Source organism: Pseudomonas sp. PvP025 (assembly GCF_017832155.1).
Lineage (GTDB): Bacteria > Pseudomonadota > Gammaproteobacteria > Pseudomonadales > Pseudomonadaceae > Aquipseudomonas.
The window spans coordinates 2,718,644-2,732,988 of the sequence record NZ_JAFIBJ010000001.1 but is presented as its reverse complement, the minus strand read 5'-3'; the positions used below and the strand labels follow the sequence as shown (position 1 = coordinate 2,732,988).

Annotated in this window: 15 protein-coding genes; 8 read left to right on the top strand and 7 right to left on the bottom strand. The window is 61.0% G+C overall.

Features of this window, described 5'->3' with window-relative positions:
* The first annotated feature begins 91 nt into the window (after nucleotides 1–91).
* The 3 genes from JOE32_RS11505 to def all read left to right on the top strand — a co-directional run bounded on the left by JOE32_RS11505 (nucleotide 92) and on the right by def (nucleotide 1,950).
* A complete protein-coding gene (locus JOE32_RS11505; protein ID WP_003237824.1) occupies nucleotides 92–283 on the top strand; it encodes a CsbD family protein in 192 nt (63 codons plus the stop codon).
* A gap of 174 nt (nucleotides 284–457) precedes the next feature.
* Nucleotides 458–1,411, top strand: coding sequence for a YihY/virulence factor BrkB family protein (locus tag JOE32_RS11500; RefSeq protein ID WP_209984102.1), 954 nt, complete (start codon nucleotides 458–460; stop codon nucleotides 1,409–1,411).
* Nucleotides 1,411–1,950, top strand: coding sequence for a peptide deformylase (def, locus tag JOE32_RS11495; RefSeq protein ID WP_057007110.1), 540 nt, complete (start codon nucleotides 1,411–1,413; stop codon nucleotides 1,948–1,950). Before JOE32_RS11500 ends, def begins: the two co-directional genes overlap by 1 nt.
* A gap of 126 nt (nucleotides 1,951–2,076) precedes the next feature.
* Here the strand turns inward: def and JOE32_RS11490 are convergent, their stop codons facing one another.
* Nucleotides 2,077–2,487 carry a GNAT family N-acetyltransferase gene (locus JOE32_RS11490; protein ID WP_209984100.1) on the bottom strand — a complete coding sequence of 137 codons (411 nt, stop codon included), beginning with the start codon at nucleotides 2,485–2,487 and terminating at the stop codon, nucleotides 2,077–2,079.
* 169 nt (nucleotides 2,488–2,656) lie between these two features.
* Here JOE32_RS11490 and JOE32_RS11485 point away from each other — a divergent pair, with 169 nt between their 5' ends.
* Nucleotides 2,657–3,598, top strand: a complete 942-nt coding sequence (locus tag JOE32_RS11485; protein ID WP_209984098.1) for an aliphatic sulfonate ABC transporter substrate-binding protein — start codon at nucleotides 2,657–2,659, stop codon at nucleotides 3,596–3,598.
* Between the two features lie 101 nt (nucleotides 3,599–3,699).
* The gene (locus JOE32_RS11480) at nucleotides 3,700–5,019 is read left to right on the top strand and encodes a PAS domain-containing methyl-accepting chemotaxis protein (protein WP_209984097.1); all 1,320 of its coding nucleotides are present in this window, start codon (nucleotides 3,700–3,702) and stop codon (nucleotides 5,017–5,019) included.
* A 159-nt stretch (nucleotides 5,020–5,178) separates the two neighbouring features.
* Here JOE32_RS11480 and JOE32_RS11475 read toward each other — a convergent pair whose 3' ends face one another.
* From JOE32_RS11475 to JOE32_RS11455, 5 genes are all read right to left on the bottom strand, one after another.
* Nucleotides 5,179–5,637 (bottom strand): hypothetical protein, encoded by a 459-nt coding sequence (locus JOE32_RS11475; RefSeq protein ID WP_209984095.1) that lies wholly within the window; start codon nucleotides 5,635–5,637, stop codon nucleotides 5,179–5,181.
* A gap of 132 nt (nucleotides 5,638–5,769) precedes the next feature.
* On the bottom strand, nucleotides 5,770–7,185 hold the full coding sequence (locus tag JOE32_RS11470) for an MFS transporter (protein ID WP_209984093.1): 1,416 nt from the start codon (nucleotides 7,183–7,185) through the stop codon (nucleotides 5,770–5,772).
* A gap of 90 nt (nucleotides 7,186–7,275) precedes the next feature.
* Nucleotides 7,276–7,908 carry a glutathione S-transferase gene (locus tag JOE32_RS11465; RefSeq protein WP_209984091.1) on the bottom strand — a complete coding sequence of 211 codons (633 nt, stop codon included), beginning with the start codon at nucleotides 7,906–7,908 and terminating at the stop codon, nucleotides 7,276–7,278.
* Between the two features lie 623 nt (nucleotides 7,909–8,531).
* The gene (locus JOE32_RS11460) at nucleotides 8,532–8,765 is read right to left on the bottom strand and encodes a DUF6124 family protein (protein WP_209984089.1); all 234 of its coding nucleotides are present in this window, start codon (nucleotides 8,763–8,765) and stop codon (nucleotides 8,532–8,534) included.
* A gap of 312 nt (nucleotides 8,766–9,077) precedes the next feature.
* Nucleotides 9,078–10,109, bottom strand: a complete 1,032-nt coding sequence (locus JOE32_RS11455; protein WP_209990484.1) for a LacI family DNA-binding transcriptional regulator — start codon at nucleotides 10,107–10,109, stop codon at nucleotides 9,078–9,080.
* Nucleotides 10,110–10,335: 226 nt separating this feature from the next.
* On the opposite strand from JOE32_RS11455, the gene JOE32_RS11450 reads away from it, so the two are divergent.
* Entirely contained in the window at nucleotides 10,336–10,869 is a 534-nt protein-coding gene (locus JOE32_RS11450) for a gluconokinase (RefSeq protein WP_209984087.1), read from the top strand.
* Between the two features lie 84 nt (nucleotides 10,870–10,953).
* On the top strand, nucleotides 10,954–12,306 hold the full coding sequence (locus JOE32_RS11445) for a GntP family permease (protein ID WP_186751752.1): 1,353 nt from the start codon (nucleotides 10,954–10,956) through the stop codon (nucleotides 12,304–12,306).
* A gap of 144 nt (nucleotides 12,307–12,450) precedes the next feature.
* Here JOE32_RS11445 and alaC read toward each other — a convergent pair whose 3' ends face one another.
* Entirely contained in the window at nucleotides 12,451–13,662 is a 1,212-nt protein-coding gene (alaC, locus tag JOE32_RS11440; RefSeq protein ID WP_209984085.1) for an alanine transaminase, read from the bottom strand.
* A gap of 193 nt (nucleotides 13,663–13,855) precedes the next feature.
* Here alaC and JOE32_RS11435 point away from each other — a divergent pair, with 193 nt between their 5' ends.
* A complete protein-coding gene (locus tag JOE32_RS11435; RefSeq protein WP_209984083.1) occupies nucleotides 13,856–14,338 on the top strand; it encodes a GyrI-like domain-containing protein in 483 nt (160 codons plus the stop codon).
* The last annotated feature ends 7 nt before the right edge of the window (nucleotides 14,339–14,345 follow it).

Sequence of the window (14,345 nt, the reverse complement as noted above, 5' to 3'; positions counted from 1 at the left end):
GTCTGAAAATAATTGAAACTCTACAGAACGGCCCCGGGTCAATCTTTAGGTAGTCATTAAAAACCATTTGATTGTTATCAGGAGTAATACCATGGGCAGCACTTCCGATAAGGTAAAAGGCATGGCTAACGAAGCCGTCGGCAACGTCAAGCAAGGCGTCGGCAAAGCCACCGATAACGACAAACTGCGTGCTGAAGGCAAGGCTCAGGAACTGAAGGGCGAAGCCCAGCAAGCCGTTGGCAAGACCAAGGATGCGGTCAAGAATACCGTCGACAAAGCCTGACCCGGCACTGCGTTTGCGCAGACCTGCGGCCATCCACGGATGGCCGTTTTTGTGTCAGCTGCTGCAACTAAACTTTGGAAATTGTTTCAAAGTCGCCAAATGGGCTACTTTGATGTAGAAAACGGCCCCTGAGTCGCCCACGAATCTGACCTTTTTGCGGCGAAAGGAGACGCTATGATCTTTCCGGTACTACAAGGCCTCAAGCTGCATAAGGTGCTGATGCGCACCGTCACCGAATTCATCGATGATGAGATGCCCACCTACGCCTCGGCACTGGCCTACCAGATGCTGTTTTCGCTGTTTCCCTTCCTGCTGTTCCTCATTGCCCTGATCGGTTTCCTTCACCTGCCGGACTTCTTCAGCTGGTTGCGCCTGCAATCGGAGCTGGTGTTGCCGCCCCAGGCGCTGGAACAGGTCAACCCGGTGATCGACCAGTTGCAGCAATCCAAGGGCGGCCTGCTCTCGGTGGGTATCGTGATCGCGCTGTGGACCGCTTCGGCCGGCGTGCGCCTGATGATGAGCGCGATGAACGCCGCCTACGACGTGGTGGAAGGCCGGCCGATCTGGAAGCGTTTCCCGCTGTCGATTTTCTACACCATCGGCATCGCAGGCATGTTGTTGGCCGCCGCCGCACTGATGGTGCTGGGCCCGCAAGTGATGGAGTGGCTGGCGGGGCAGATCGGCATGCAGGAATTCGTCGTTACCCTGTGGACCATTGTGCGCTGGCCGTTGATCGTGATTCTGCTGATGTTTGCCGTGGCCCTCATGTATTACGTGATGCCGGACGTGGAGCAGAAATTTCGCTTCATCACCCCAGGCTCCGTGCTGGCCGTGGTGGTCTGGATCGTCGCGTCCCTGGGCTTTGGTTACTACGTTAAAACCTTCGCCGACTACAACGCCATGTATGGCAGTATCGGTGCGATCATCGTGCTGCTTCTGTATTTCTATATTTCCGCCGCCGTGCTGTTGCTCGGCGCGGAGATGAACGCCGTGATCGAACACATGTCGGCCGAGGGCAAGGACGCGGGCGAAAAGGAATTTGATGAGCCCGGCCACACCGATGAGAAACAGCATGTCTCAGGCTTAGGCCGAGACCACTCCAAGCCCACTCCCGTAGAGCCTGATTGATGATCCGTGACATCCTGAAAATGGGCGACGAGCGCCTGCTGCGTATCGCCGCGCCTGTACCGCCGGAAATGTTCGACAGCCCCGAGCTGTGGCAATTGATCGATGACATGTTCCAGACCATGGAACATGTCGGCGGTGTTGGCCTGGCCGCGCCGCAGATAGGCGTCGACCTGCAACTGGTGATCTTCGGTTTCGAGGCCAGCGAACGCTACCCGGACGCGCCGCCGGTGCCGCAGACTATCCTGATCAACCCGCTGATCACGCCGCTCAGCCCGGTGCTGGAAGAGGACTACGAAGGCTGCCTGTCGGTGCCCGGCCTGCGCGGGGCGGTCAACCGCTACCAGCAGATTCGCTACGAAGGTTTCGACCCCAAGGGCGAACCGATTGTGCGTTTTGCCGACGGCTTCCATGCGCGGGTGGTGCAGCACGAGTGCGACCACCTGATCGGCCGGCTGTACCCGTCGCGGATTACCGACTTCAGCAAATTCGGGTTTACCGACGTGCTGTTCCCTGAGCTGGAGCCGGCGGTAGAAGAGTAACCCTCTGACGCCACACCGCTTGAACATGTGGGAGGGGACTTGCTCCCGATGGCTGAGTGCCAGTCACGCTTGAGTAGCTGACACACTGCAATCGGGAGCAAGCCCCCTCCCACATGGGGCTGCATTTCAGGTTTTTAAGCCCATCGCGATCAGCGGCTTGTTGCGTTTATAGCGCACCAGCCGCTCGCTGAGCGATTGCGGCAACAGCGTTTCCTGCGTGAAGCCCATCCGGTCATACACACCCTGCAGGTCCGGGTGACAGAACAGCCACACCGTGCCCTCCACCGGTTGCACTGCGCGCAGAACCAGCCGCGCCGCCAGCCCTTGCCCGCGATACGCCGGGTCGACGAACAGCCCCGTCAGCCAGTGCCCGCCCACCACCGGCGTCAGGCATAGCCCGGCGACGATCTCGGCGTCACGCGCCACCCATAATCGACCGCCCTTGAGCGCTTTCATCGATGAACCGTGGGCGCGGTAAAACTTGTTCAGCAGCGGCCAGAGCGGTTCGCTCAGCAATTGGATGGACACTTCGGACATGGTGTTCAGGCGCGCGTGATCAGGGGGCGAGGATTATAAGCGCGTTCGGTTATGGGTTAATCCATCAAGGTTTATATTCCTTTTAATCATATATCGGTGAGTTTTAAATATTATTAAAGAATAAGTCTGCTTGTTAGGATCGCCCCAATGGATCATCAAGAGGCTACCCATGAAACCACTAAAATACCTGCTGGCGGGCTCGTTGCTGGCGCTGACGTTGCTGGCCCAAACGGCACTGGCTGATGAGCCAGAGACTTTGCGTGTGGGCTATCAGAAAGGCTCGGTGAGCATGGTGCTGGCCCGTGAGCACAAGCTTTTCGAAGCGGCGCTGCCGGGCACCCAGGTGCAATGGGTCGAATTTCTCGGCGGCCCGCCGCTGATGGAAGCGCTCAATGCCGGTAGCCTGGACATTGGCAATATCGGCGACATCCCGCCGATCTTCGCCCAGGCCGCCGGCATCGACCTGCAATACATCGCCGTCGAGCGCAATGACGGCAAGACCGAAGCGATTCTGGTGCCCAAGGCCAGCACGCTGCACAGCGTGGCCGAGCTCAAGGGCAAACGTGTTGCATTGCTCAAGGGCTCCAGTGCTCACAACCTGTTCCTCAAGAGCCTGCTGCGTGCCGGGTTGCAGTGGCAGGACGTGAACGTGGTGTACCTGTCGCCGTCCGATGGCCGTGCCGCGTTTGAACAGGGCAAGGTGGACGCCTGGGTGGTGTGGGACCCTTACTACTCGGCCGCCGTGGTCGACGGTTCTGCCCGAGTGCTGGGCGACGGGCAGGGGCTCAACCCGGCGGGCAGTTTCTTCGTGGTCAGCAGCCGGTTCGCCAAGCAGCACCCCCATGCCATCGCCACAATCATTCAAACCTTGGGCAAGGCGCAGCGCTTGTCCCTGGACCAGCCGCAGGAAAGTATCGCGCTGATGGCCAAGACCCTGGGCCTGCCGCCGGCCGTGGTGAAGCGTTACTTCGAGCACCGCTCACCCACGCCGATCCGCCCGCTGACAGCCGCCGACATCGCTACCCAGCAAGGTACCGCCGAGCTGTTTTTCGCCAACCGCCTGATTCCGAAAAAGGTCGATGTTCAGCAAGCAGTCTTCAAAGCGCCCTGAGCGTTCGTCCCGGCACTGTCGCCTTGCATAGCGCCTGGTCGTGGCTATGCTCATTCGAATGGAATGCGCCCCTCAGCGCCGGGAATCAGGGAGATCCGACCATGTTCAACCTCCACCACAAATCCGACCTGCTCGAGATTCAGCGTTTCTCCTGCGCCCTCACCGAGTCCAACGCCAAACTCGCCGCCATCGGCCGCTCCATGGCCATGATCGAATTCGATCCCGCGGGGGTGATCCTCGATGCCAACGACAACTTCTGCAAAGCCATGGGCTACAGCGTGGAAGACATTCGCGGCAAACATCACCGGCTGTTCTGCGAAGAGGCCTACACCCACACCGAGGCCTACGCCACGCTCTGGCGCGACCTGGCGCGGGGAGAAGCCATCAGCGGCACCTTCATGCGTCTGAATAAACGCGGCGAGGAGGTCTGGCTCGAAGCCAGCTACATGCCGGTGCTGGACGACGAGCAGCGGGTGCTCAGCGTGATCAAAGTGGCGTCGGATATTTCCGCGCGGGTCCACCGCGAACACGAAAACCAAAGCCTGATCGATGCGATCGGTCGCTCCATGGCGATGATCGAGTTCACGCCCCAGGGGCAGATCCTCAACGCCAACGATAACTTCCTGAGCACGGTGCAGTACTCGCTGGGTGAAATCGTCGGCCAGCACCACAGCCTGTTTTGTCACCGTGAGGAGGTTGAGTCACCGGCCTACAAGGCGTTCTGGGCCTCGCTCAACCGGGGCGAGTATCACTCGCACCGTTTTGAGCGCAAGAACAAATACGGCAAGACGCTGTTTCTGGAGGCTTCCTACAACCCGATCTTCGACGCCAGCGGTCGGTTGTACAAAGTGGTGAAATTTGCCAGCGACATCACCGACCAGGTCACCAGCCTGCGCACCGCTGCCGATTCGGCCCACGCCACCTCGGTGCAAAACGACGTCTGCGCGCGCAAGGGCTCGCAGGTGGTGCAGCAGACGGTGCAGATTATCGAAGACATTTCCCACGACCTGAACCAGGCCGCCGTGAGCATCGACGCGGTGAACAAGCAATCGGAGATCATCGGCACCATCGTGCAGACCATCCGCAGCATCGCCGAGCAGACCAACATGCTGGCGCTCAACGCCGCCATCGAAGCCGCCCGCGCTGGTGAGCATGGGCGCGGTTTTGCGGTGGTGGCCGACGAAGTACGCAGCCTTGCCGCGCGCACCAGCCAGGCGACGCTGGAGATTGTCGAGGTGGTGCGCAAGAACCACGACCTGTCGGCGAGCGCGGTATCGAGTATGCAGTCGAGCTTGAACCGTACGGGGCTCGGCGTGGAATTGGCCAACGAGGCCGGGCAGGTGATCCTGGAAATCCAGGAAGGCTCACGGCACGTGGTGGACGCGATCGGTCAATTCAACTCGACGTTGCAATTGCAGTAACTCATCCACACATGAAAACCCATGTGAAAGGCGATACTCGGTGAAAGAGAAGCCAATGTGGGAGGGGGCTTGCTCCCGATAGCGGTGGTTCAGTCAACATCTTTGACGACTGACACACTGCAATCGGGAGCAAGCCCCGTCCCACATTTGAATGCTTGATTAGAGGGCCGCCAGCGCCTGTTTTACCGGCTCAGCCGGCGCGGTGGTCGACGCCACCTGCTGCTGTTCCTTCAACCGTGCAGCCACTTCCCTGGAAATCGCGTCCTGTTTTTCCTGCGGCAGCGCCTGCGCCTGCTCTTCGGTCAACCCCTGTTCCTTGAGCAACTGCTCACGAATGCGTTCGCCCGGGGATTTGCTCATGTACTCGGTGAGTTCCGCGCGCGTGCCGGAGGCGGGCGCCGAGGCTTGGAGCTGCACACGGGTCTTGGCAAACGCCTCGTCAATACGCCCGCTCGCCTTGTCCAGATCCTTCTGCGCGGCCGGCAGGGTCAAGGCAGGCTGCGTTGCTGCCAGCACGCCGCTGTACAGGGTGCTGGCGGCCGCATTGGCCGGGTCCATGTCGGGCCGATTGACCTGTTGGACGTTCGATACGGCCTGGGTGTTGTTGTTAACCAGCATGATCGGTCACCTGCGCAAGTGTTCAGTACGAACACTGGAGCAAATAGCGTGCCGCGTGCGCCGTGCGCGTTTTATTGGGCCTCGGGCCGCTGTCGCGGCAACCGATGGCCCGTCGACGGCCAACCCTTGCCGTCAATGGGCGATGTTTTCCAGTGTCAGGTTGCGCGTACGCGGCCCGAACCAACTGATGGTGATCATTACGATGAGCATGCTGCTGGCGATAAACGCCAACACCCCCGGAGTGCCCAGGTGTTCGAGGATAAAACCGATCAACAGGCTGCTGAACACTGTCGACAAGCGGCTGAACGAGTAGCAGAAGCCGACCGCCCGCGCGCGAATATTGGTCGGGAACAGTTCGGCCTGATACGAGTGGTAGCTGTAGCTCAGCCAGGCGTTGCAGAAGGTGATCATCACGCCGCAGAAGATCAGCCCCACCGCGCTGGTCTGCAAGGCGAACAGGCTGCCGAAGATCATCGCGCCCATGGCCGAGCCGACAATCTGCCACTTGTTTTCAAAGCGGTTGGCCACCTTCACGAACAGCAGCGGCCCCAGCGGGTAGGCGAGGGTGATGATGAACGCATACAACAGACTGTGGGTCACGCTGACGCCCTGGCCCGACAGCAGCGCTGGCAGCCAATTGCCAAAGCCGAAAAAACCGATGGCCTGGAATACGTGGAACACGATCAGCATCAGCGCACGGCGGCGGTAGGGCGGTTGCCAGATATCGGCGAACCGGCCATTGCCCTGCACGTTGACCGCCTCGGGTTCCGGTTCATCCAGGGGGTTACCGTGATCTTTGCGGCAGCGCGCTTCAAGGTTGTCCATGATGGCGCCGGCTTCGTCGAACCGACCTTGCTGCGCCAGCCAGCGCGGCGACTCCGGCAGGCGCTTGCGCAGTTGCCAGATAAACAGCGCAAACACCGCACTGCTCAGCACCACCCAGCGCCATCCGGCAATGCCAAACGGCGCCTGGGGCACCAGCCACCACGACATCAACGCCACGGTCGGCACCGACAGAAACTGAATGAAAAACGCAAAGGCAAACGCCGAACTGCGCATGCGCTTGGGCACCAGCTCCGAGAGGTAGGCGTCGATGGTCACCAGCTCGATCCCCAAGCCAATGCCCACCAGAAAGCGCATACAAATGATGCCCAGGGCGGAGGTCTGCAGGCCCATCAACACCGTGGCGACGGTGTACCAGACCAGCGCGAAAGTAAAGATCGCGCGGCGCCCGTAGCGGTCGGCGATGGGGCTGAGCAGGCTGGCGCCGAAGAACAGGCCGAGAAACGTCGCCGCTGCGAAGGCGGCCTGGTCGGAGAAGCCGAACACGCCTTCGCTGCCGATGTGGAACAAGCCGGCGCTGATCAGGCCTGGGCTGATGTAGGCGGTCTGGAACAGGTCATACAGCTCGAAAAAACCGCCAATCGACAGCAACGCCACTAGGCGCCAAATAGTCGCAACGGGAGGAAGGCGGTCGATGCGCGCACTGATATGGGCGGCCCGGACCGGATCGATGCCGTCCGTGGAAGAGGCGGTGAGTGTCGACATGAGGGACCCCTTGATGAGCGGTAAGGAATGGCATTCAGCGTCAAGCTAAACACGTTTACTTACAACTTAACGCGTGTCGCCCCTGTTTTTTCAGTTGTGACCGTCCAGGGCGAAGGTGTGAAAGCCCGCGTGCCGGGCCAGGCGCTGGTAGTACGCCGCGACGGCGGGATAGTGCGGGCGCTGCATTGGCGTCATCTGCCAGCGATGGACCGACAGGCCGATCAGGATGTCGGCGAGGGTGAACTCATTGCCGGCCACGTAGGCACCGGTGTTCGCCAACTGTTGTTCGAGAATGCCCATCCTGTCGTTCCACACCTGCACGGCGGCGGCGATTTGTGTCGCATCCAGACCCTCCGGGTTGTTGCGCACCAGCGCGGTAAAGGCAGCGCCCCAGGCGCGGTTGAGTTCGACGGCTTGCCAGTCGATCCATTGCTCCACCCGGGCGCGCGGTGCCGGCTCGATGGGCAACAGGTCATGGCGCTGGTAAAGGCCCACGAGATAGCGGCAGATGGTGTTGGACTCCCACAGCACGCCGTGGTCGTCGATCATCACCGGTATCTGCGCATTGGGATTGAGGGCAAGGAATTCAGCGGATTGGGTGGGCTTGAAGCCGATGCCCCAGTCCTCACGCACGTAGTCGATGCCCAGTTCCTGGCACGTCCAGAGTACTTTTCGCACATTGATGGAAGACGTGCGGCCCAAGATTTTCAGCGAATGCCCCATGGTGCGCCCCTGGCAATTGAGAATGGCCAATCTAGCAGGGGATGCGAGGCGAGCACAGTCCATAATATGTGGCGAGCGGGCTTGCCCTAATGCCGTTCAGTTAAGCGCAGATTCCCTGTGGCGAGCAGGCTTGTCCTGCGTTGGGCTGCGCAGCAGCCCCAAAGCCAGGCGCTGAGCCGTATCAGGTGTACCGCGTTTTGCTCGATTGGGGGCGCTTCGCAGCCCAACGCGGGGCAAGCCCTAATGCCGTTCAGTTAAGCGCAGACTCCCTGTGGCGAGCAGGCTTGTCCTGCGTTGGGCTGCGCAGCAGCCCCAAAGCCAGGCGCTGAGCCGTATCAGGTACACCGCGTTTTGCTCGATTGGGGGCGCTTCGCGCCCCAACGCGGGGCAAGCCCTAATGCCGTTCAGTTAAGCGCAGATTCCCTGTGGCGAGCAGGCTTGTCCTGCGTTGGGCTGCGCAGCAGCCCCAAAACCAGGCGCTGAGCCGTATCAGGTACACGGCGTTTTGCTTGATTGGGGGCGCTTCGCACCCCAACGCGGGGCAAGCCCGCTCGCCACAACAAGCCCGCTCGCCACGACAAGTCTGCTTGGCACAGCGCTGCACCGTTTATTGGGGCCGGCTTTCAAGTGCGTGGCATGTGTTGATCCATCGCTTTGCCCACCAGCAATACGCTCAGCTCACTCAGTTGATGAATGGCGAGCGCAACATCGCGGTGTTTGCCCGTGAGGTCATCGGACAGGTCGAGCAGCAGGGTGCTGACGGAGCATACGGTTTCGTAGCTGTTGGTCAGCAGGGATTCGGTGGAAATATCGGGGACGAGGGTGAAGAGCGTATGCGGGGGATTGACACTTTGCATGGCTAAGTACCTGATTTTTTGCCGGCGCCCGCATCGCTACTAAACGAGAGGTGGCAGCTGTACGCAGGTTAGTAGACCGGTAATCCCGCACAAAACCCGGCGCGCCCGAGGGCGCCCTACGCACAGCCGCCATAATGGGCCTGTGCATATTGTGCAAAGGAATTCGGGCTACTAAACCCGACCACCGAGAAATTCGGCGACGGACAAACCTTAGACAGCCCAACCCTGGCGCACAAGCCGGCGGATTCTGACGTAAGCGTAGGCAACGGAGCAAGGTGCTTACCGCAATGTCAGCCCATTCCTACAGGCCTCCTACGTACTCTCCCTCACCTGCAACTCAAACCCCATATCCACCACCGGTTTGGCAATCCGATTACCCGCCATGATCGTCAACAAATGCTCCGCTGCTCGCCGGCCGATCGCTTCGCGTGGCGTGCTGATGCTGCTCAGGCGCGGCACCATGAACGAGGACGCCGGCAAGTCGTTGAACCCCAGCACCGCCACTCGCCCTGGCACCTGAATGCCGTGGCGCATGGCTTCGAGCAGCGCGCCATGGGCCAGGTCGTCGTTGCCGAAGAACACCGCATCCACGTCGGGGTGCGCCGCCAGCAACTGCAGGAACAGTTCGCCGCCCAGGCCCACGGAAGATGGGCGCGGTGTCAGTATTTCCAGCGCCGGGTCGTACAGGCCAGCCTGTTGCAGCGCCCGGCGAAAACCTTCGCCGCGCAGCAGGGTGCGCTGGTCCAGCTGTGCGCCGATATAGGCCAGGCGTTTGCGCCCCCGGGACAGCAAATGCGCGGCGGCCGTTTCGCCCGCCGCCAGTTGCGAGAACCCCACGCAATTCACCCCGGCATTGGGGTCCAGGTCCATCATGTACACGCAGGGTACGTTGCTGGATTCGACCATTCGTCGCGCGCTTTCGGTGCGATCAAAACCCGTCAGCAGCAGGCCGCGTGGCTGGTAGGCCATGTAGTTGCGCAGCAGGTTTTCTTCTTCGTCGCGCGAATAGTGGGAGTTGCCGATCAGCACTTCGAAGCCCTTGGGCCTAAGCACCTGATGGATGGCTTCGAGGGTTTCGATAAACAAAAGGTTGGACAACGACGGCACCAGCACCACCACCGAATGGCTCTGGGCCGAGGCGAGGGCGCGGGCGGCGGGGTTGACCACATAGTTGAGCTCGGCGGCGGCCTGCCGCACTTTTTCGGCCAGTTCCGTGGCCACGCTGCTGATGCCACGCAGGGCGCGCGAGGCGGTGATCGGGCTGACGCCGGCCAGACGGGCGACTTCGTTGAGGGTCGGGCGACCCGTGGTGCGCGTATTCTTATCGTTCTTGGAGGTCATCAGGCGGCTTGCCAAACAAAAATCGAGGCACTAAGGTAGCGCTGTCTCCGAAGGGCTGCAAATGATTGAACCCTGGGTTGCCTGATCCGGTTCAGTGCTACAAGCAAGTCAGTTGGAACGGATGCACGCGTCACTCCATAAAAAAAGACAAGACGGCGCGGGAAAAGCCTGTTTTTGCACTAGCCTTACAGCGTGCAAAGGTAGCGCTATCTGCGTCCTGAGGTGTTTCATGAGTCAACCTGTTACCGCCCTGGTCATCATGGGTGTTTCCGGCTGTGGCAAGTCAAGCGTCAGCGAGGCCCTGTGCCGCCTGAACGGCGCCACCGCCATCGAAGGCGACAGCTTTCACCCTGCCGCGAACATCGAAAAGATGAGCGCCGGCCACCCCCTCAACGACGACGACCGCGCCGGCTGGCTCGACATCCTCTGCGATGAGCTGCGCCGTTCGCTCAAGGCCGGCGAGCATCCCGTGCTCACCTGTTCGGCCCTCAAGAAAAAATACCGCGACCACCTGCGCGAAGCCGCGCCGGGCCTGGGTTTCGTGTTTCTGGAGCTGACCCGTGCGGTGGCCGCCGACCGCGTGTCCCATCGCCCCGGCCATTTCATGCCGGCCAGCTTGATCGACAGCCAGTTCGCCACCCTTGAGTCGCCCAAAGGCGAGCCGCTGACCCTGGCCCTCAACGCCAGCGAAGACAGCGTCGAAGCGCTGGCCGAGCAAACCAATGCCTGGTGGCTCAAGCACGGTTTTGAACCTACTCATTGATTTTTTGCCGGAAGAGATAGCGCTATCCCCGGCAGGAAATTCAACACCCGCTTTAATAACAACAACAAACAGGAGAGACCCCCCATGTTTGGCATGTCCCACGAGTCCTACCTGCTGCTTGATGCAGTGGTCACTATCATCGGGTTGATCGTACTGATCACCCAATTCAAGGTGCACCCGTTCATTGCACTGATCATCGCGGCCGGCTTTCTCGGCCTGACCTCGGGCATGCCCGTGGACAAGATCATCAAGGCCTTCCAGGACGGTTTCGGCGGAGTGCTCGGCTTTGTCGGCATCATCCTTGCGCTGGGCACCATGCTCGGCAAGATGATGGCCGAATCCGGCGGCGCCGATCAGATCGCGCAGACCCTGATCCGCGCCTTCGGCAAGGAAAAGGTACAGTGGGCGATGATGTTCGCCGCGTTCCTGGTGGGCATCCCGCTGTTCTTCGAGATCGGCTTCGTGCTGCTGATTCCGCTGGTATTCATCGTCGCGCGGCGCACCGGCGTGTCGCTGATCAAGATCGGTATCCCGTTGCTCGCCGGCCTGTCGGCGGTGCACGGTCTGGTGCCGCCGCACCCGGGGCCCCTGCTGGCCATCGGCGTGTTCGGTGCGGACATCGGCAAGACCATCCTGTACGGCCTGATCGTTGCGCTGCCGACGGCCATCATCGCTGGGCCGATCTTCGGTACGTTCATTTCCAAGTACATTCCGGGCAACCCGTCCCAGGAACTGGTGGACCAACTGGCCCGCGAGCCGGAAGCGAAAACCCTGCCGAGCTTCGGCATCACGCTGGTCACCGTGCTGCTGCCGGTCTTCCTGATGCTGCTCAAGACCTTCGCCGACATCGGCCTGCCGGACGGCCATGTGGTGCGCAACTGGATGGACATGATCGGTCACCCGATCACTGCGCTGTTGCTGGCGCTGCTGCTGTCGCTGTACACCTTTGGCCATCGCCAGGGCATCCACGCCAAACAGATCCTCAAGCTGCTCGACGCCAGCCTTGCACCGACCGCCGCGATCATCCTGATCATCGGCGCCGGCGGTGGCTTCAAACAGATGCTGGTGACCAGCGGCGTGGGCGACGTGATCGGCCATATGGCGGTGAGCGCGCAGATCAACCCGATCCTGCTGGCCTGGCTGGTGGCGGCGGTGATTCGTGTGGCCACTGGTTCTGCGACCGTGGCGACCATTACCGGCGCGGGCATTGTGGTGCCGGTGGTGGGCATGATCCCGGGGGTCAACCGTGAGCTGCTGGTGCTGGCGACGGGAGCAGGTTCGTTGATCCTGTCTCACGTCAACGATGCGGGGTTCTGGCTGGTCAAGCAGTACTTCAACATGACCGTGGTGGAGACGTTCAAGACCTGGACGGCGATGGAGACCATCCTGTCGGTGGTGGCGCTGATCTTCATCATGTTGTTGTCGCTGGTGGTGTAAGCCACACCGCAAAACAACGGTGTGAGCCCAATCCAATGTGGGAGGGGGCTTGCTCCCGATGGCAGAGTGTCAGTCACTGCATCTGGTGACTGATCCATCGCCATCGGGAGCAAGCCCCCTCCCACCGTTGTTACAGCATTGAATTCAGGCCCTGGCAACCAACCCATCCGCCCTGAACATCCCGCGAATCCCGCGCACGGCCTGGCGAATCCGGTCCTGGTTCTCGATCAGCGCAAAGCGCACATGGTCATCGCCATACTCGCCAAAGCCGATGCCCGGCGACACACACACCTTGGCCTCCAGCAGCAATTTCTTGGCAAACTCCAGCGAGCCCATGGCGGCATACGCCTCGGGGATCTTCGCCCATACGTACATCGACGCCTTGGGATTCTCGACCATCCAGCCCAGCTCATGCAGGCCCTTGACCAGCACATTACGGCGCTGGCGGTACTGCTCGGCGATGTCCTTCACGCACTGCTGGTCGCCTTCGAGCGCGGCAATCGCCGCCACTTGCAGCGGGGTGAAGGTGCCGTAGTCGTGGTAACTCTTGATCCGCGCCAGGGCGTTGACCAGTTCCGGGTTGCCCACCATGAAACCGATGCGCCAGCCGGCCATGTTGTAGCTCTTGGACAGGGTGAAAAACTCCACCGCAATGTCCTTGGCGCCGGGCACCTGCATGATCGACGGCGCTTTCCAGCCGTCGTAGACGATATCGGCGTAGGCCAGGTCATGCACCACCAGCACGTCGTACTGCTTGGCCAGGGCGATCACCCGTTCGAAGAAGTCCAGCTCCACGCACTGCGCGGTCGGGTTGGACGGAAAGCCGAGGATCATCATCTTCGGCTTGGGGATCGAGCCACGGATGGCCTGCTCCAGCTCGGCGAAAAAGTCCACGCCCGGAATCAGCGGCACCGAACGCACCTGGGCGCCGGCAATCACCGCACCGTAGATGTGAATCGGGTAGCTCGGGTTGGGCACCAGCACGGTGTCGCCCTGATCCAGGGTGGCCAGCATCAGGTGCGCCAGGCCTTCCTTGGAACCGATGGTGACGATGGCCTCCGACTCGGGGTCGATGTCCACGTCATAACGGTCCTTGTACCAGCGCGAAATGGCCCGGCGCAGGCGCGGAATGCCTTTAGAGGTGGAGTAGCCGTGGGTGTCTTCACGCTGGGCGACGGTGACCATTTTCTCCACGATGTGCGGGGGGGTGGGGCCGTCAGGGTTACCCATGCTCAAGTCGATGATGTCTTCGCCGCGCCGACGCGCAGCCATCTTCAGCTCGGCAGTGATATTGAAAACATAGGGAGGGAGTCGATCTATGCGCGCAAAGCGGCGCGGCGAACCTTGGTCGGCCATTGTTGCCTCGAAGTACGTAAGCGCCCGGAACCGTCCGAGCGACGTTGGCCACTGCGGTGGCCTGCGGCAGACAATACGGTCGATGATGGCCAGTTGTCCATACGCGTGGGAAAAATTTCTGCATGGAGCAGGGCGCCGATATACCCCTATACTCGACGCGGGTTTGTTCCCTCATAAGAAGGAGACTGTTCGTATGGATCAGCAGACAAAACAACCGTTGGAGCCACGCATGGAAGCGGGCAGGGCCATGGTGATTGCGGGCGTAAAAGGGCGTTATTCCAAGGCCACCGTCGGTGACATCCCGCGCCTGTGGGAGCTGTTCGACACCTGCATCAAGGACATCGGCAAGCGCGTCGGCGGGGTGACCTATGGCGTGTGTCATAACGCGCACCATGGCGAATTCGACTACATGGCCGGTGTTGAAGTACCCACCAAAGGCGATGTGCCCGGCAACTTCGAATCCATCGAGATCGCGCCGCTCAACTACGCCGTGTTCGCCCATCACGGGCCGGTGCAGGCACTGGCACAGACGTACGAGCGCATCATGTTCGAATGGCTGCCGCAGTCGGGCTACAAGGTCGTGGGGGCGGATTTCGAGCGCTACAGCGCGGACTTTGACGGGCGCAAGGGCACCGGCACGGTAGAGGTCTGGTTGCCGGTTGGGCAGAAGGCCTGATAACCCG